The following is an 18,274-nucleotide window of genomic DNA, read 5'->3' as shown; positions in this document are numbered from 1 at the left end:
AGCAAAGTCATGGCGGAAACAATTAGCCCACGTTATTCACGTATTCTATTAAAATTATCTGGTGAGGCATTGTCAGGTAATAAAGATATGGGTATTGATGCCCAAGTTTTAGATCATATGTCACTTTCAATTGCACACTTGGTTGGTTTGGGGGTGCAAGTGGGTATCGTTGTGGGTGGCGGTAATTTGTACCGTGGTAGTCAGTTGCAAAAAGATGGCCTAGTTGGTCGTGTAACAGGCGATCAAATGGGTATGCTTGCAACTGTGATGAATGGCTTAGCTATGCGTGATGCTCTAGTTCGTCGTAATATCAGAACTCGTCTTATGTCTGCATTACCAATTGGTACAGTGGTAGAGTCTTATTCAAGTCGTGATGCGATTCGTCATTTGAGTCAAGGTGAAGTTTGTGTTTTCGTTGCGGGTACAGGAAATCCATTTTTCACAACAGATACAGCAGCATGTTTACGCGGTATTGAAATTGAAGCTAATTTGATTTTAAAAGCGACTAAAGTTGATGGCGTTTATAATAAAGATCCAAGTAAATATGATGATGCTGTTAAATACGATCATTTAACTTTTGACCAAGTGTTAGATGAAAAGCTTGGTGTTATGGATTTGACTGCTATTTGTTTGTGTCGCGACCATAATGTGCCATTGCAAGTTTTTGATATGAATAAATCAGGTGCGTTATTGTCAGTAGTAATGGGTGAAAAAGAAGGGACGCGCGTTACTAAGTAATGTACGTGTTACTGAAAGCTCTTTATACTAGCGCTAAATTAAATTTGTTAAATATATCTTTGAATAAATAAGTAAGGTAGATCATATGATTAACGATCTGAAAAAAGACAGCGAACAGCGTATGTTAAAAACTCTAGAGTCTTTAGAACTCGGGTTTGCTAAAGTTCGTACCGGCCGTGCACACCCATCAATCTTAAATGGTGTGATGGTTCCTTACTACGGTTCTGATGTGCCATTAAATCAAGTAGCAAACGTGGGTATTGAAGACTCTCGTACACTTATTGTTCAGCCATTTGAGCGTACAATGGTTTCAGCTATTGATAAGGCAATCCGCGAAAGTGATCTTGGTTTAAACCCGATTACAGCAGATGCAATTCGTGTACCTTTACCAGCATTAACTGAAGAAACACGTCGTGATATGCAAAAAGTTGCGCGTAATGAAGCTGAAAATGCAAAAGTTGCGATTCGTAATATTCGTCGTGATGTTTTAGGTGATATCAAAGCATTGTTGAAAGAAAAAGAGATTTCTGAAGATGATGAGCGCCGTGCAGGTGACGATATTCAGAAAATTACTGACAAATATGTTGCAGAAGTAGACAAGCGTCTTGCAGCGAAAGAAGCAGAATTGATGAAGGTCTAATTTTTATGACCGATTCTGAAGAGTATCATCTTCCCAAGCATGTTGCCATCATTATGGATGGCAACAACCGCTTTGCAAAAAAAAATCAAATGCAAAAAGGTGATGGGCATCGGGAAGGTAAAAATGTTCTTGATCCTATCGTTGAACATTGTAAAAAAACTGGTATTCGTGCTTTAACTGTTTTTGCATTTTCAAGTGAAAATTGGAATCGACCGCAGTATGAAGTCGATCTGCTTATGAAGCTTCTGGAAGAAAGTATTCATGAGCAAATACCTCGCATGAAGAAATTTAATATTGCTTTGCGTTTTATCGGTGATCGTTCTCGATTATCCTCACACTTAGTTGCCTTAATGGAAGATGCAGAGCAACAGACAGCACACCATGACACTATGACCTTAACCATTGCAATAAGCTATGGTGGGATGTGGGACATTGCTAATGCAGCAAAACAGGTTGCAGAGGCCGTTTCCCGTGGTGAATTTAGTGCTGATCAAATAAATGTTGATTTGTTCGAAAAATATGTCAGTCTAAACGATCTGCCAGCTGTGGACTTGCTAATCCGCACAGGCGGAGATTATCGCATATCTAATTTCTTGTTGTGGCAAGCAGCTTATGCGGAACTGTATTTTACCGAAGCGTTATGGCCAGAATTTACAGTAAAAGAGTTCGATCATGCATTGAATGTTTTTTCAGGGCGTGAACGTCGTTTTGGCAAAACATCTGAACAAATTCAGCAAGAGAAAATAGAGAATTTATAATGTTAGAGCGGATTGTTACCGCATTGGTACTTGTTGCAGTTGTTTTAGGCTGTATGTTTGCTACGCAATCACATTATCCAATGTTGGTTCTTATGATTGTTGCAGCAGGGGTGGCGGGGTATGAGTGGTATAAATTAATGCCTCGCGAAACTGCAAATGCTGTAAAACCTAAAGCTTGGTGTTACGGTCTGCTTGTTGCATTTGTTTCAGGTGTCGCCCTATTTTTCCATGATATTGCATTGCTTTTGTGGTCTGCTTCAATTTTGACTTGGATTGTCAGTGTATATTGGGTTAAGTCATTTCCTGAATTTGATGGCTGGTATAATGCAACCTTGTATGTGATTGGCATAATTTTAGTCTGTGCTGCAGTAACATCAATTTTTGTAGTATGGCAAAGTTCACCATGGTGGTTAATGTATCTGTTCTTGCTCGTATGGGGCGCGGATAGTGGTGCTTACTTTGTTGGTCGTAAATTTGGAAAAAGAAAATTAGCTCCAACTGTAAGCCCTAATAAATCAGTGGAAGGTTTGTATGGTGGTATTATTACGACCGTAGTAATAATGGTGGTTGTGCAATATCATTATCTAAATTTAACTTTAATTCAGCAAATTCTGTTTCTTATATTGTCGTTAATTACGGTATTTGGTTCAGTTTTAGGTGACTTATTTGAATCAATGATTAAACGTCGTGCCGGTATTAAAGATTCTGGTCGTGTTTTACCAGGTCATGGTGGTGTGTTAGATCGTATTGATTCTTTACTTGCTGCAGCCCCGATTTTTGCAACGGGAATGTATATATTAAAACTTATTGGTGTAGATTTATAGATGACACAATCTGTTTGCATATTAGGTGTAACCGGTTCCATTGGTCAAAGTACCTTAAAAATTTTAAATCAACATCCTGATAAGTATTCAGTGTTTGCGGTTTCAGCTCATAGTCGAATTTCTGTGTTGGTTGAAATTTGCAAACATTTCCAACCAAAAGTTGTGGTCGTTCCTGAGCAGAAAGTTGCCGAATTAACAGCTCTATTTGCATATAATAAATTACAAAATATTGAAATTTTGGTTGGTGAGGAAGGCCTGATAAGCATTGCTTCACATCCAGATGTTGATATTGTTATGGCTGCAATTGTTGGTGCTGCAGGTTTGTTGCCAACTCTAGCTGCTGTGAAAGCTGGTAAACGCGTATTGCTTGCTAATAAAGAAGCTTTGGTCATGTCTGGTGAAATCATGATGCAAGCAGCACGTGATCATCAGGCATTATTATTACCGGTAGATTCAGAACACAATGCTATTTTTCAGTCATTGCCTCATAACTATTTAGAAGCTGAAAGAAATGGACAACCGCAACAGGGTGTATCAAGAATCTTATTGACCGCTTCAGGTGGACCATTTTTAAACCATTCGTTAGAACAATTAGAAAAAGTTACTCCTGCACAGGCTTGTAAGCATCCCAACTGGTCTATGGGACAGAAAATCTCAGTTGACTCAGCTACTCTTATGAATAAAGGGTTGGAGTTGATCGAGGCATGTCATTTGTTTTCAATATCTGAACATTTTGTTACAGTTGTTGTTCATCCACAAAGTATTATTCATTCTATGGTGCAATATGTGGATGGTTCAACGTTGGCCCAAATGGGTAACCCAGATATGTGTACGCCAATTGCACATGCTTTAGCATGGCCTGAGCGTTTACAGACGAGTGTTCCTGCTTTAGATTTGTTTGAATATTCTCAACTTAATTTCCAAGCGCCAGATATTCAGAAATTCCCAGCACTTGATTTGGCTCGTCAGGCAATGCGTGCGGGAGGTTTGGCACCTACTATTTTAAATGCTGCAAATGAAGTTGCTGTTGCTGCATTTTTAAAGGAACAGATTGGATTTACAAATATCCCACAAGTGGTAGAGCATACTTTGCAAAAATTGGAAAATTCAGTTGCTGAAAATATTGAGTGTATTTTAGCTAAAGATGAAATAGCACGACATGTAGCACAGCAATATATATCAAGTATAGGAGGCTGAAATGAGTGCATTATTTATGATTGCAGCAGCGGCTCTTTTACTTGGTCCTTTAATTGCAATTCATGAGTTTGGTCATTATTGGGTAGCACGAAAACTGGGTGTTAAAGTTTTAGTGTATTCCATTGGTTTTGGGCCTACATTACTCAAGTGGACATCAAAAAAATCTGGAATCAAATATCAACTTTCAGCTTTACCATTAGGCGGCTATGTAAAAATGCTTGATGAGCGTGAAGGTAATGTTGCAGAGCAAGATTTACCTTATGCATTTAACCGCCAAAAGCCATGGAAACGTATAGCAATTGTTGCAGCTGGTCCATTAATTAATCTGATTTTTGCTGTCTTACTTTTCTGGATCTTATTTTTACCTGCACAAGAACAACTGAACACTAGAGTCGGTAAAGTTATACCAAACTCACCAGCAGCAATTGCACAAATGCAAGTCGGTGACAAGATTATTGCTGTTGATGGAAAAGAAACGCAAACTTGGGAAAAGCTTAACTTTGCTTTAATTGATCGTGTAGGTGAAACTGGCAGTGTAAATGTTGATGTGGACCGCGCAGGTACTGAAAAGAATATTGTTTTACCAATTAAAGACTTCTTAAAAAACCAGAATGAATCAGCTTTAGATGTGTTAGGTTTTTTACCATATCGTCCTGTTATTCCTGCTGTTGTTACTGAATTGACTCAAGATGGAGCTGCAATTCGTCAAGGAATGAAAGTAGGTGATCGTATTGTTTCAATTAATGGTCAAGCAATGAAAGACTGGTTTGATGTTGTCGAGGTCGTACAACATTCTCCAGAAAAATTACTCAATATTGATGTTTTGCGTAATAGTCAATTAGTCCATTTGCAAGTTATGCCTCAAGGGAAACGAGATAACATGGGGCAAGTGAGTGGTGTTTTGGGTGTGAAAAGTGATGCAGGAAAAATTACAATTCCTGACGAATATAAGCAAACAATTCAATATACTCCAATACAAGCTTTCGAGATGTCACTAGAGAAAACTGGTCAAATCTCTAGCATGATATTGAGTTCGATAGTAAAAATGGTTAAGGGTTTAATTGGTTTAGAGAATCTTTCTGGACCAATTACAATCGCGAAAGTAGCGGGACAAAGTGCGGAAATGGGATGGCAGACTTTTATCTCATTTATGGCTTTAATGAGTGTAAGTCTTGGAATTTTAAATTTATTGCCAATTCCAATGCTAGATGGTGGACATCTCGTTTATTACATTATTGAGGCTATTCGTGGTAAGCCTGTTTCTGAACAAATACAAATGTTTGGTCTAAAAATTGGTATGGTACTGCTCGGTAGTATGATGCTTTTAGCTTTATTTAACGATTTTATGCGTTTGTAAACGTATATGGATTTATAACTTACTGGAAAAACTGGCATGCGGCACACACATTTTTTAATGCCTTTGGCACTTGTTAGCGCTATGGCAGCGGTACAACAAGCATATGCAGCTGATGATTTCGTCGTTCGAGATATTCGTGTAGATGGTTTGGTCCGTCTTACTCCTGCAAATGTTTCTACCATGTTGCCAATCAACAGTGGCGATCGCGTTAATGAACCGATGATCGCAGAAGCAATTCGAACATTGTATGCCACTGGACTTTTTGACGATATTAAAGCATCAAGAGACAACGATACTTTAGTTTTTAATGTCGTAGAGCGCCCAATTATTTCAAAACTTGAATTTAAGGGTAACAAACTTATTCCTAAAGAGGCTTTAGAGCAAGGCCTCAAAAAAATGGGCATTGCTGAAGGCGAAGTTTTTAAGAAGTCAGCTTTACAAACAATTGAAACTGAATTAGAGCAGCAATATACCCAGCAAGGCCGTTATGATGCTGATGTAACTGTTGATACGATAGCTCGTCCAAATAACCGTGTTGAACTTAAATTAAATTTTAATGAAGGTACGGCGGCTAAAGTTTTTAATATCAATATTATTGGTAATACTGTTTTTAAAGACAGTGAAATTAAACAAGCCTTTGCAGTTAAAGAAAGCGGTTGGGCTTCAATCGTAACTCGTAATGACCGTTATGCTAGAGAGAAAATGGCAGCGAGCCTTGAAGCTTTGCGTGCGATGTATCTGAATAAGGGTTATATCAATTTTCATATCAATAACTCACAGCTTAATATTAGTGAAGATAAGAAGAACATCTTTATTGAAGTTGCTGTAGAGGAAGGTAGTCAATTTAAATTTGGACAAACCAAGTTTTTAGGTGATGCACTTTATAAACCTGAAGAGTTACAAGCTTTAAAAATCTATAAAGATGGGGATACTTATTCGCAAGAAAAAGTAAATGCCGTTAAGCAATTATTATTGCGTAAATACGGTAATGCTGGTTATTACTTTGCAGACGTGAATATTGTTCCACAAATTAATAATGATACAGGTGTTGTTGACTTAAATTACTATGTAAATCCAGGTCAGCAAGTTACTGTGCGTCGTATTAATTTTACAGGTAACAGTAAAACTGCCGATGAAGTATTACGTCGTGAAATGCGTCAAATGGAAGGCGCTTTAGCGAGTAATGAAAAAATCGATTTATCGAAGGTTCGTTTAGAGCGTACAGGATTCTTCAAGACTGTTGATATTAAACCAGCACGTATTCCAAACTCACCAGATCAGGTGGATTTAAACGTAAATGTTGAAGAACAGCACTCGGGAACTACAACATTAGCGGTAGGTTACTCACAAAGTGGTGGTATCACATTCCAGGCAGGTTTGAGCCAAACTAACTTTATGGGAACGGGTAACCGTGTTGCGATCGATTTATCTCGTTCTGAAACTCAAGATTACTATAACTTAAGTGTTACCGACCCTTACTTTACAATTGATGGGGTGAGCCGAGGTTATAACGTTTACTATCGTAAAACAAAGCTAAATGATGATTATAACGTTAATAACTATGTAACCGATAGTTTTGGTGGTAGTTTAAGTTTTGGTTATCCAATTGATGAAAATCAAAGTTTAAGTGCTTCATTAGGTATTGATAATACTAAAGTAACGACGGGTCCTTATGTGTCTACCTATGTTCGTGATTACTTATTGGCGAATGGAGGTAAGGCAACAGGTCAAGATACTTACTGTCCACCAGATCAGTTGGAAACAACTACAGATCCAGTTACAGGAGCGGTGACATATACAGGTAAATGCCTTGTTACACCAACTCCATATAATAATGCATTTGAAGGTGAGTTCTTTACATATAACTTAAATTTAGGCTGGTCATACAATACATTAAACCGTCCTATTTTCCCTACTTCAGGTATGTCTCATCGTATAGGTCTTGAAATTGGTTTGCCTGGTAGTGATGTTGACTATCAAAAAGCAACTTATGATGCACAGGCATTCTGGCCAATTAAAGACACAGGTTTCGTGCTGCGTGGTTACGGTAAACTTGGTTATGGTAATGATTTACCATTCTATAAAAACTTCTATGCGGGTGGTTATGGTTCTGTTCGTGGCTATGATAACAGTACCTTGGGTCCAAAATATTCAAGTGTAAATTTACAAGAAACCAAGCAAAATGACGGTTCTCCAGAAGAAGTCGGTGGTAATGCTCTAGTGCAGTTTGGCACAGAGTTGGCTTTGCCATTACCATTCAAGGGAGATTGGACTCGTCAAGTACGACCAGTTCTTTTTGCTGAAGGTGGTCAGGTATTCGATACCAAGTGTGACGTTGGTTCTTATTCTATGATTATGAATGGTCAGCAAATCGCAGATGCTAAAAAATACTGTGAAGATAACTATGGCTTCGACTTAGGTAATATGCGTTATAGCGTAGGTGTTGGCTTCACATGGATCACCATGATCGGACCATTATCTCTTAGCTATGCATTCCCTCTAAATGATAAGCCTGGTGATGAAACTAAAGAGATCCAGTTTGAAATCGGTCGTACTTTCTAAGTACGATTTGAATAAACATGCAATAAGGACACAAATTTAAATGAAAAAATTAAATATATTAATGTTAGGACTAGGTTTGACAGTTTCTGCCATGACTAATGCTGCCGGTTATGGTGTCATTGATCTTGCTAAAGTTGTTGAAAGCAGTGCTTATTTGAAACAACAAAACGCAAGTTTAAATCAATCAGTTAAGCCAACCACAACTCGTCTTGAGCAGTTAGGTAAAGAATTAGAAGGTCTTCAACGTCAAGCCCAAACTCAAGGGCAAAAAATGAAAGAAGATGACATTAAAAAGCTCCAAGCGCAATATCAGACAAAACTCAATGAATTTAATTCTACTCAACAAGGTTTGCAGTCAAAAGTTCAAACTAGTTTGCAAGGAATGAACTCAACTTTTGAGACTCGTGTGAAGCAAGCAGCTGAACAATTACGAAAAGAAAATAATCTTGACTTTATTTTGAATAAAAATTCAACTGTTGCCTATGACGCTAAATATGATTTAACTGATAAAATGATACAAAAGGTTAATTCAATGAAATAAATTAATGAAAGTGCAACATTATCGTTTAGATGAACTAGCTCACCTAGTAAATGGTGAGCTAGTAGGTACGGGTAGTCTTCAATTTATAAACTTAGCAAGTTTAGAAAATGCTGAAACTCATCAAATTGCTTTCGTGAACGGCGAAAAGTATATTGATCAAGCAAAGGCTAGCCGTGCGGGTGCGTACATTGTTACGAATCTTATTAAAGAACAGCTTCCTGACAAACAAAATTTTATTATTGTTGATAATCCATATTTAGCATTTGCCATACTTACGCATGTTTTCGATAAAAAAGTCACATCGGTAGGTATAGAAAGTACTGCTCAAATTCATCCTTCTGCGATCATTTCTGAAACAGCATATATTGGTCATTACGTCATTATTGGCGAAAATTGTGTAGTTGGCGATAACACAATTATTCAGTCTCATACTCGACTGGATGATAATGTGGAAGTTGGAAAAGATTGTTTTATTGATGCTCATGTCACTATTACTGGTGGATCTAAATTATTTGATCGTGTGCGAGTTCATGCAAGCACTGTAATTGGTAGTGAAGGTTTCGGCTTTGCGCCATATCAAGGAAAGTGGCATCGTATTGCTCAATTGGGTTCAGTTGTTATTGGTAATGATGTTCGCATTGGTTCAAATTGTAGTATTGATCGAGGTGCACTCGACAACACCATTTTGGAAGATGGGGTAATTATTGATAACCTTGTGCAAATCGCGCATAACGTTCATATTGGTTCAAATACAGCTATCGCTGCTAAATGCGGAATTGCTGGTAGTGTTAAAATTGGCAAAAACTGTATTCTAGCTGGGGCTTGCGGTGTATCAGGCCATCTTTCTATTACCGATAACGTGACTTTGACCGGAATGTCAATGGTCACAAAAAATATTTCTGAACCTGGTACTTACTCTTCAGGAATTGGATTATTTGAAAATAGCCATTGGAAAAAGACAATTGTACGCTTGCGACAATTAGCAGATGTGCCATTGACCCAAATCACTAAACGACTTGATCATATACAAGCTCAAATAGAGTCTCTTGAATCAACCTTTAATTTGCGTAAATAGAATATTATGACCGAGTCAACTACACCTAAATTTGCCATCCCTGAATTACCAATGCAGATTCAAACGATTCGTCAATATTTGCCGCATCGTTATCCTTTCTTATTGGTTGATCGTGTGACTGAAGTTACTGACAATAGTATTGTTGGTTATAAAAACGTTTCTATCAATGAAGAGTTCTTACAGGGACATTTTCCAGAATATCCAATTATGCCTGGTGTTCTAATTGTAGAAGCATTAGCTCAAGTTTCAGGTGTTCTAGGGTTTATTATGAACAATGAAACTCCAAAACCTGGTTCTTTATTCCTTTTTGCTGGTGCGGAAAGAGTTAGATTTAAAAAACAAGTAGTTGCTGGTGACCAACTTGTATTAAAATCTGAATTAGTAATGCAAAAACGCGGTATCTACAAATATAATTGTACGGCTACCGTGGATGGTATTGTAGCAACAACCGCTGAAATTATGATTTCACACCAAAAAACAGAGCAGGCATGAGCAATCACGATTTAATTCATTCTACGGCCATTATTGATCCATCTGCAGTGATTGCTCCAGATGTCCAGATAGGACCTTATTGCGTTATCGGTCCAAATGTGACGATTGGTGCGGGTACTAAACTTCATTCTCATGTAGTAGTGGGTGGTTTTACCAAAATTGGTCAAAATAATGAGATTTTCCAGTTCGCAAGTGTTGGTGAGGTTTGCCAAGATTTGAAATATCAAGGTGAAGAAACTTGGTTAGAGATTGGTGATCATAATTTAATTCGTGAACATTGCAGTTTACATAGAGGAACTGTGCAAGATAATGCTTTAACTAAAATAGGAAGTCATAACCTATTGATGGTTAATACACATATTGCACATGATTGTATTGTTGGTGATCACAATATCTTCGCGAATAACGTTGGTGTTGCTGGGCACGTACACATAGGTGATCACATCATTATTGGTGGTAATTCTGGTATTCATCAATTCTGTAAAATTGATTCTTACAGTATGGTGGGTGGAGCATCACTAATTTTAAAAGATGTGCCAGCTTACGTTATGGCTTCTGGTAACCCGGCTCATGCATTCGGTATTAATATCGAAGGAATGCGTAGAAAAGGTTGGTCCAAGAATACAATTCAAGGTCTCAGAGAGGCTTATAAATTAATTTTTAAATCAGGTCTTACTTCTGTTCAAGCTGTTGAGCAGATTAAAAATGACATTCTTCCGAATGTTCCTGAAGCTCAATTACTAATTGACTCTGTTGAACAGTCAGAACGTGGTATTGTGCGTTAAGAAAATATATTAAAAAAGACACTGCATTGGCAGTGTCTTTTTTTTTCTTAAAATTATTATTTATTAAAAAATTTGGCTTCTTCAGATTTTGGATACTGACTTAAAATTTTAGTTTTATATTGGTTTGCTGAAGCTGTATTTTTATCGACATCTTTAGCAATGCTATAGAGCTGATAAAGGGCGCGAGGAGCTTTGCTCGAATTTGGATATCGAGTTGCTACTACATTATAGTTCTTTTTAGCTTCATTATAATTCACCGGATCAGTTGCTAAATTAAACTCAGCTAACCAAAAATATGCATTCCCTGTATAGACGCTATTAGGATGATTTTTGATAAAGTTCTGCATTGGAGCAATAGCTTTTTTTGCGCCACCTTGTTTATAGGCATCTAAAGCAACAGTGTAAGCTGCCTTTTCAAGCTCTATAGGGTTTGATTGGTTTTGTGAAGATGGTTGCGAGGCTTCCGGTTGAGGTGGAGGAGTAGTGGATGGGCTGCTTGTTGGGGCAGTATTGACTACTTTGTTTTCAACTGCAGGAGTTTCTGTGCTTGCCGTAGCAGGAGTATCACTGTTCGTTGGATTATCTGATTGTGCACTTTCAGGATCAACTTTCTGATTAAGGAGTTCTAGGCGTTGATCTAGGTCTGTGTAGCGATTAGATAGATCTTTTTTCAATTGTTCAATATCATTTGATTGTTCTTCTAATTGCCCACGTAGGGTACGTATATCATTTTCTAATTGTTGATTTTTTTGCATTAATTCCCAGTTTAAATTACTAGGTACCGAGACATTATTAGAAGAAGTATTAGTTGCGCTACCACCACTTTGGCTTAAACCGCGAGACTCAATTGGAATGTTGGCATAGAGAGAGGTAGTGCTCATTAAGGCAATAAATAAGAAAGAATGCTTCATCAATCGCATGAGTATAGGTCCATAATTTTATGTAAAAGCCAACTTAAAAAAGGAATATATAAACTATTCACTTAACTATCTAACTAAGATTTTAATTGGTCAATGCAATTAAAACAGCTAACAATATAAATGCAAGAATAGTTTACAATCTTCAAGCATATTTTATCCAAAATTAGATACAAGAAAGAATATGGGAGAGTGAAGAGCAGAAAGTTAATGCTTTTTGCTGATGAATTAATCAATCGAAACATAAACTTGCTTAAAACTGTGAAGAAGACTTGCAACTATTTTAAAAATCTCTATACTCTGTTTTGCAATGGTAGCCCCGCTGGTGGCTTCGCAATTGTACTCTGTGAACCCCGCCAGGACCGGAAGGTAGCAACGGTAGCAGATCTATGATGTGCCGAAGTTTTGCTAGTGGGGCTGCCACCATTCTTTTAATCCACTCTCCGTTGGATTGCCTTCATAATTACATCTAAATCAAATCCTCTATATTGTAAGAACCTCATCTGTTTTGCTTTAAGTTTAGGATCTTTTTCTACTTCTTCACCAAATTTCTTCACTTTCAGTTGATAAGCCTGTTCTACCCAATCAATATTATGAATTTCATCAGCAATTAAATCATTTTCAATTTGTTTTGTTTTTAAAGCTTGTTTAATACGTTTTGGACCTTTGCCTTTACGAATTTGGCTAGCTAATGTTAATTCGGCAACGCGTTGATCACTTTGATAGTTTTGTTCAGATAATTCTTCAACAAGTCGCTTAACTTCTTCAGGATTTTGTGCATAACGAGTTAATTTTTCAGTAAGCTCTGCTTTGGAGTAATCTCGACGAGTCAATAAAGCAAAAGCATAAGAGCGTAAACGTTGACCTGTAAGCAAAGCTCTTTGTTGAGACTGTTCTTCAGTTCTTTTGAACATAGTATTAGGGTTCCCTTGTAAAAAAACGCCCCGAAGGGCGTTTTAAGGCTCATGACTAATTAAGATTCTAGTAGAAGATCAACTTCTTCTTCATCTTCAACTTGAGCAGTATTAGTACCAGTTGTTAATAACTGTTCACGGATGTTACGTTCAATTTCCCCAGCCATTTGAGGGTTTTCTTCAAAGTGGCGAATAACATTGTTCTTACCTTGACCAATTTTATTACCTTGATATGAATACCAAGCGCCTGCTTTTTGTACGATATCTTGTTGTACAGCTAAATCTACAAGTTCGCCTAGCTGGTTTGTGCCTTTACCATATAGGATTTGGAAAATAGCCTCTCTGAAAGGAGGAGCCATTTTGTTTTTAACCACTTTAACTCGAGTTTCAGAGCCGACGATTTCATCGCCTTCTTTTACTTGGCCAATACGGCGGATATCTAAACGTACAGAAGCGTAGAACTTCAATGCGTTACCACCAGTTGTGGTTTCTGGACTACCAAACATTACTCCAATCTTCATACGGATCTGGTTAATGAAGATAACCATACAGTTTGAACGTTTAGCATTACCCGTAATTTTACGAAGTGCCTGACTCATTAGACGAGCTTGCAAGCCCATATGAGAGTCACCCATCTCACCTTCAATTTCTGCTTTAGGAGTAAGTGCAGCGACTGAGTCGACAACGATTAAGTCAATTGCACCAGAACGAACGAGCATATCTGCAATTTCGAGTGCTTGTTCACCGTTATCAGGTTGCGATACAAGCAGGTTATCAATGTCTACACCAAGCTTACGCGCATATTGTGGATCTAATGCGTGCTCTGCATCGATAAAGGCACACGTACCACCAGTTTTTTGACATTGTGCAATTGCTTGTAGAGTCATTGTGGTTTTACCAGAAGATTCTGGACCATAAATCTCTACAATACGACCTTTTGGTAAACCGCCAATCCCCAATGCAATATCTAAAGTCAAAGAGCCTGTAGATACAGCTTCAACAGCTTGAACAGTGTTGTCACCGAGACGCATCACCGTATTTTTGCCAAATTGTTTCTCAATTTGACTTAGCGCGGCTTGTAATGCTTTGCTTTTATTCTCATCCATCTCAAAAACCTCAATACTCTATGTTCATCACGTTTAACCCAAGTGGATGCATTGAATCTCAACTTGTTTCACTAGGGTAATAGTGACAGATTTTTTCTATAGCTTCTATGTGTTGTATGTGTGTGTGCGACACAACTCGACGTTTTTATTCATCACCGTATGACCAATTTTGATCATTCTCCTGTTTAAACCGAATAATTTGACGACGATCCTTTTTACCCGGTCTATGGTCAGGTCGAGCTAGATTATGCAATTTTCGTTGGGATGCAATCAACTCCCGTCTAGCAATACTTACTTCGGTTTCTTCATAAAGTTGCTGTGCGATTGGAGCTGGACCACGTGTGTTCGAAAGAGCTTTTATCACAACAGTTTTCTTATCAAACCCTTGCTGAATAACAAGTTCCATTCCAACTCGGATTTCTTTGGAAACTTTTACACGCTCATTATTGTGATGTACTTTACCTCCTTCAATCGCTCCTTTAGCAATTGAACGAGTTTTAAAAAAACGAGCAACCCATAACCATTTGTCGACACGCATGGTCTCTACAGCATCGTTTTCAGGCAATTTTGACATCATTATCCTTTCTATCAATTTCATTCAATATAGACAGCAACTCTGTAAGCCGATCTAGTGCTTTAAATTCTAAATCTTGATGCTGTTTTATATCCTTTAGACTTGAGGGCTGCGAGATCGTAAACAAGTGTTGAATACCAAATTTTTCTGCTGTCTTTAATACGGGGGCTGTATCATCAATAAAAATCGTTTTATCTGGATTGAATGGATGTAATCTTTGGAGTTCTTGCCAAAAATTAATATCTTCTTTAGCATAACCTACTTGTTCACTTGATATGATGACATCGAAGAAATGTTCAATCGCAATATTATCGAGTTTTAAGCGTAAGCTCGCGCGATCAGCATTTGTAACTAACCAACATATGTATCCTTGCTCTTTAAGTTGTTGCAAAAGCTCAATGCAGCCAGAACGAGCTTGAATCTTAGATTGAAATTCTTGTTGTAATTTGAGTACATCAACGCCTACAGTTTTAGTCCAATAGGTTGATGAATACCAAACAAGCGTATGGCGATGTGATTGATAAAATTGATATAGCTTTTCTTTGCTCTCGGAGAGGGGAAGTTGATGTGTTTTTGCATGCCGTTCAGGAAGACATTCATTCCATATAAAATCATCAAAAGCGAGATCTAAGAGTGTTCCGTCCATGTCAAACATTATGATTTTAGACATTTTTTTAAAGATCTCCAAAATCATTTAAATCAAAATTTTTAAAACACATCTACCATATAACCTTTTAAAAATCATAAATTAAATAAACTTATAAATACTCAAACTAATTTAAAGCTCCATCCAATAATTTTCTAAAATTTACATGGCTTCATTGGGTGGATAGGGGAGATAAATGGTTTGAAATTATAACGTGAAATTTTGTAAAACTAAAAATAATAATGAAACAGTTTTACTGGAAGATTCCTCCCTTAAATTAAAAAATATTTAAAATTTATTTTGGGTTTTTAGCTCTTAAGATTAAGTTTGCTTACATAGGATACGTATTGACAAACATTTTATAAATTGAAGGATACTTATTTAAAGTTATATTTAAAATTATTCCTATAAGAACTTAGAGAAAGCAATGAAAATTGGATTTATTGGTGGAACCAATGACGGTATCGTAATCAATGCTGCCGATGGCCTTGATACTTATAAACTTGAGTGGCACTACAAAGCAGAAAAACATTGTGAGTCACAACTTACCTTGGGGCTGAATGGGCCTGAGTATGATTATTACAATTTATTAATTCTAAGAAAGAATAAAGAGGCTAAACTTTTTTATGTGCTTACCACTATGGGAAAAGAAGAAATAGCAGATAAACTTAATGAATATTGGGAATGTTCAACCTCTGTCGGCTATGATTTTGATGAGTAAACATTTGTGATTTCATATAGCACATGTTCTCTTAATTCGTGATGAAGAGGAACTTTAGGATGTTCGAAGTTTTTAACTTTTTGCATTCCAAGTTTTTTCATGACAGCTTGAGAGGGTGTATTAATCGTAGCGGTAAATGAAACGATTTTATCTAAATTCAGTATATTAAAACCATAATCTAAAACTGCTTTTGCACCTTCTGTTGCATAACCTTGTTTCCAAAATTCTTTTGCAAGTCGCCACCCAATTTCCACACATGGAGAAAAGTCAAATTGTTCAGGTTGGCTGTGTAGACCAATAAACCCGATAAATTGATGGTTTTCTTTTAATTCTACTGCCCAAAAGCCCCAACCTTTTTCTTGGATGAGAGATGAAATTTTTTGGATTAAATTATGGCTTTCTTGGGGTGTTAATAGATTTGGGAAAAATTGCATAACATCTTGATCTAAGCCCATTGTTATAAATGGCTCAAAATCACTTTCTTTCCACTGTCTTAAAATTAAACGCTTTGTTTCGATCATGAGGTGACTCTTTAATTAAAAATGAGGGGTCAAAGTGGTTTTTGCACAATCTTCTGTAAAATGATCTTGGAATTGATGCTCACTACACCTTTTATTTTATTTAAGGTGTTAATGACGAAATGAGAAAAAGAACTCAAATCTTTGGTCGCAACGTGTAAAACATAATTAGATTCACCAGTAATAATATATGCATTAATGACTTCATCAAAATTTTTGATCTGACTTAAAAAGAAGTTGTGATCATTTTCTGTTAGCTGGGCAAGTTTTATTTCGACGATTGCCTCAATTTTTATGCCTAGTTTTTCATAATTAACTTTTGCTTGATATTTTTCAATTACACCATTGCTTTCTAAAATTTTAACACGCCGATGACAAGCTGAAGCCGAAAGGTTAACGAGATCGGCCAGTTCTTGGTTACTTAACCGAGCATTATCTTGTAAATACTTCAGAATTTTTAGGTCGATTGCATCCACATTCATTTTCGAATTTCATCCATATTTTTTAATTTTAATTCGAATTTTATACGAAAATAGCAAATTTTAATCAAATATTATCGAATAAATCGAAAGAATTGGCGTGATAAAATTCAAATACAAAGGAAATGTTAAAAATAGGTGAAATAACAAATGATTACTCGCGAACAATGCCTCTATTGGGATCAGGAAGATGAACTCAAAAAGTTTAAAGATGAATTTGCACTGCCAAAAAATGTCATTTATTTAGATGGTAATTCTTTAGGTGCAAGACCAAAGAAATCATTAGAGGTTGCTCAGCATATTATTTCAAAAGAGTGGGGCGAGGACCTCATTAATAGTTGGAATAAAGCAGATTGGTGGGGGCTACCGACTAGGCTCGGAGATAAAGTCGCGCAGCTTATTGGTGCCGAAAAAGGGGAAGTGGTTATTTCAGATTCAACGACCTTAAATTTATTTAAAGTTTTATCAGCAGCGGTAAAAATTCAAGCCGAAAAATTTCCGGAACGTAAAATTATTGTTGCAGAAAAAGATGCCTTCCCAACCGATATTTATATTATTGAAGGCTTTATAGACTTGATTAATCAAGGTTATCAAGTTGAGTTGATTGATGGGGCCGATGATTTGCCTCGTGTTTTGGCAAAAGATGTGGCTGTCGTTGTTCTTTCTCATGTGAATTATCGGACTGGATATTTCTATGATATGGAATCTATTAATCAACAAATTCACGCTAAGGATGCTTTGATTATTTGGGATTTATGTCACTCGGTTGGTGCAGTGCCTATGGATCTTAATCAGAGCAACAGTGATTTTGCGATTGGTTGTACTTATAAATATTTAAATGGCGGCCCAGGTTCTCCAGCATTGTTATGGGTAAATCGAAAGCATCGTGATCAGTTCTGGCAACCTTTATCAGGCTGGTGGGGGCACAAAAAACCATTTGATATGGCTCAGCACTATGAACCAGCTAACAGTATTCGTCGTTATTTGTGTGGAACACAACCTATCATTTCGATGAGTCTAATCGAATGTGGTATCGATATTTTCTTACAAGCTGATATGCAACAAATACGCGAGAAATCCCTCAAATTAACTGATTTGTTTATTCAACTTGTTCAACAAGAATGTCCTCAGTTTGGTTTTGAGCTGATTACACCTTTAAACCATAAATATCGTGGCAGTCATGTCAGTTATAGACATGAGTTTGGTTATGAAATTATTCAGGCGCTTATTGCTCGTGGTGTGATTGGGGATTATCGAGAGCCGGAAGTTTTACGTTTTGGAATTACACCTTTATATCTGGGATTTGAAGATATTTGGAATGCCGTACAGCAACTTAAGCAGATTATGTTGAATAGTGAATGGAAAAATGAGCGTTATCTGATTCGTAGCGAAGTGACCTGATCGTTAAAGGTTAATATCAGAATAATGGC

At 37.0% G+C, this 18,274-nt stretch carries 20 protein-coding genes and 1 other RNA gene; 14 read left to right on the top strand and 7 right to left on the bottom strand.

What is annotated here, in order from left to right:
* Positions 1-9 precede the first annotated feature (9 nt).
* From pyrH to lpxA, 11 genes are all read left to right on the top strand, one after another.
* Positions 10-738, top strand: coding sequence for a UMP kinase (gene pyrH, locus F886_RS13465; protein ID WP_004791851.1), 729 nt, complete (start codon positions 10-12; stop codon positions 736-738).
* An 85-nt stretch (positions 739-823) separates the two neighbouring features.
* The gene (gene frr, locus F886_RS13460) at positions 824-1,378 is read left to right on the top strand and encodes a ribosome recycling factor (protein ID WP_004791853.1); all 555 of its coding nucleotides are present in this window, start codon (positions 824-826) and stop codon (positions 1,376-1,378) included.
* Between the two features lie 5 nt (positions 1,379-1,383).
* Positions 1,384-2,136, top strand: coding sequence for a polyprenyl diphosphate synthase (gene uppS, locus F886_RS13455; protein ID WP_004791854.1), 753 nt, complete (start codon positions 1,384-1,386; stop codon positions 2,134-2,136).
* Entirely contained in the window at positions 2,136-2,960 is an 825-nt protein-coding gene (locus F886_RS13450) for a phosphatidate cytidylyltransferase (protein WP_004791856.1), read from the top strand. Before uppS ends, F886_RS13450 begins: the two co-directional genes overlap by 1 nt.
* Positions 2,961-4,157 carry a 1-deoxy-D-xylulose-5-phosphate reductoisomerase gene (ispC, locus tag F886_RS13445; RefSeq protein WP_005306274.1) on the top strand — a complete coding sequence of 399 codons (1,197 nt, stop codon included), beginning with the start codon at positions 2,961-2,963 and terminating at the stop codon, positions 4,155-4,157.
* 1 nt (position 4,158) lies between these two features.
* Positions 4,159-5,514, top strand: a complete 1,356-nt coding sequence (rseP, locus tag F886_RS13440) for an RIP metalloprotease RseP (protein ID WP_005306271.1) — start codon at positions 4,159-4,161, stop codon at positions 5,512-5,514.
* A 36-nt stretch (positions 5,515-5,550) separates the two neighbouring features.
* The gene (bamA, locus tag F886_RS13435) at positions 5,551-8,076 is read left to right on the top strand and encodes an outer membrane protein assembly factor BamA (protein ID WP_005306270.1); all 2,526 of its coding nucleotides are present in this window, start codon (positions 5,551-5,553) and stop codon (positions 8,074-8,076) included.
* A 40-nt stretch (positions 8,077-8,116) separates the two neighbouring features.
* Entirely contained in the window at positions 8,117-8,617 is a 501-nt protein-coding gene (locus F886_RS13430) for an OmpH/Skp family outer membrane protein (RefSeq protein WP_004643108.1), read from the top strand.
* 4 nt (positions 8,618-8,621) lie between these two features.
* The gene (gene lpxD / locus F886_RS13425; protein ID WP_005306268.1) at positions 8,622-9,692 is read left to right on the top strand and encodes a UDP-3-O-(3-hydroxymyristoyl)glucosamine N-acyltransferase; all 1,071 of its coding nucleotides are present in this window, start codon (positions 8,622-8,624) and stop codon (positions 9,690-9,692) included.
* Between the two features lie 6 nt (positions 9,693-9,698).
* Complete coding sequence (gene fabZ, locus F886_RS13420; RefSeq protein ID WP_003652176.1) at positions 9,699-10,184, top strand: 3-hydroxyacyl-ACP dehydratase FabZ; 486 nt, start codon at positions 9,699-9,701, stop codon at positions 10,182-10,184.
* Positions 10,181-10,969, top strand: a complete 789-nt coding sequence (gene lpxA / locus F886_RS13415) for an acyl-ACP--UDP-N-acetylglucosamine O-acyltransferase (protein WP_003652175.1) — start codon at positions 10,181-10,183, stop codon at positions 10,967-10,969. Before fabZ ends, lpxA begins: the two co-directional genes overlap by 4 nt.
* 56 nt (positions 10,970-11,025) lie before the next feature.
* On the opposite strand, the gene F886_RS13410 is transcribed toward lpxA, so the two are convergent.
* On the bottom strand, positions 11,026-11,889 hold the full coding sequence (locus F886_RS13410) for a YbgF trimerization domain-containing protein (RefSeq protein ID WP_005306264.1): 864 nt from the start codon (positions 11,887-11,889) through the stop codon (positions 11,026-11,028).
* Between the two features lie 317 nt (positions 11,890-12,206).
* On the opposite strand from F886_RS13410, the gene ffs reads away from it, so the two are divergent.
* An RNA gene (gene ffs, locus F886_RS19940) (signal recognition particle sRNA small type) lies at positions 12,207-12,303 on the top strand.
* A gap of 14 nt (positions 12,304-12,317) precedes the next feature.
* Here ffs and F886_RS13400 read toward each other — a convergent pair.
* The 4 genes from F886_RS13400 to F886_RS13385 all read right to left on the bottom strand — a co-directional run bounded on the left by F886_RS13400 (position 12,318) and on the right by F886_RS13385 (position 15,150).
* Positions 12,318-12,800 carry a regulatory protein RecX gene (locus F886_RS13400; RefSeq protein ID WP_005306262.1) on the bottom strand — a complete coding sequence of 161 codons (483 nt, stop codon included), beginning with the start codon at positions 12,798-12,800 and terminating at the stop codon, positions 12,318-12,320.
* Between the two features lie 59 nt (positions 12,801-12,859).
* The gene (gene recA, locus F886_RS13395) at positions 12,860-13,906 is read right to left on the bottom strand and encodes a recombinase RecA (RefSeq protein ID WP_004791877.1); all 1,047 of its coding nucleotides are present in this window, start codon (positions 13,904-13,906) and stop codon (positions 12,860-12,862) included.
* A 145-nt stretch (positions 13,907-14,051) separates the two neighbouring features.
* Positions 14,052-14,480 carry an RNA-binding S4 domain-containing protein gene (locus F886_RS13390; RefSeq protein WP_005306259.1) on the bottom strand — a complete coding sequence of 143 codons (429 nt, stop codon included), beginning with the start codon at positions 14,478-14,480 and terminating at the stop codon, positions 14,052-14,054.
* Entirely contained in the window at positions 14,464-15,150 is a 687-nt protein-coding gene (locus F886_RS13385; protein WP_005306257.1) for an HAD-IA family hydrolase, read from the bottom strand. Before F886_RS13385 ends, F886_RS13390 begins: the two co-directional genes overlap by 17 nt.
* Positions 15,151-15,553: 403 nt before the next feature.
* Between F886_RS13385 and F886_RS13380 the strand changes: the two genes are divergently transcribed.
* Positions 15,554-15,847 (top strand): hypothetical protein, encoded by a 294-nt coding sequence (locus tag F886_RS13380; RefSeq protein ID WP_005306255.1) that lies wholly within the window; start codon positions 15,554-15,556, stop codon positions 15,845-15,847.
* On the opposite strand, the gene F886_RS13375 is transcribed toward F886_RS13380, so the two are convergent.
* Positions 15,829-16,368, bottom strand: a complete 540-nt coding sequence (locus F886_RS13375) for a GNAT family N-acetyltransferase (RefSeq protein WP_005306253.1) — start codon at positions 16,366-16,368, stop codon at positions 15,829-15,831. The two genes, F886_RS13380 and F886_RS13375, sit on opposite strands and share 19 nt — an antisense overlap.
* Before the next feature lie 29 nt (positions 16,369-16,397).
* Positions 16,398-16,847, bottom strand: coding sequence for an Lrp/AsnC family transcriptional regulator GigD (gigD, locus tag F886_RS13370; RefSeq protein WP_004791887.1), 450 nt, complete (start codon positions 16,845-16,847; stop codon positions 16,398-16,400).
* A gap of 147 nt (positions 16,848-16,994) precedes the next feature.
* Between gigD and kynU the strand changes: the two genes are divergently transcribed.
* A complete protein-coding gene (kynU, locus tag F886_RS13365) occupies positions 16,995-18,245 on the top strand; it encodes a kynureninase (RefSeq protein ID WP_005306250.1) in 1,251 nt (416 codons plus the stop codon).
* Positions 18,246-18,274: the final 29 nt, after the last annotated feature.

This window comes from Acinetobacter sp. NIPH 542 (assembly GCF_000369825.1).
GTDB lineage: Bacteria > Pseudomonadota > Gammaproteobacteria > Pseudomonadales > Moraxellaceae > Acinetobacter > Acinetobacter oleivorans.
Note: the sequence above shows the minus strand (reverse complement) of the source record. Positions and strands in the feature narration are given on the sequence as shown.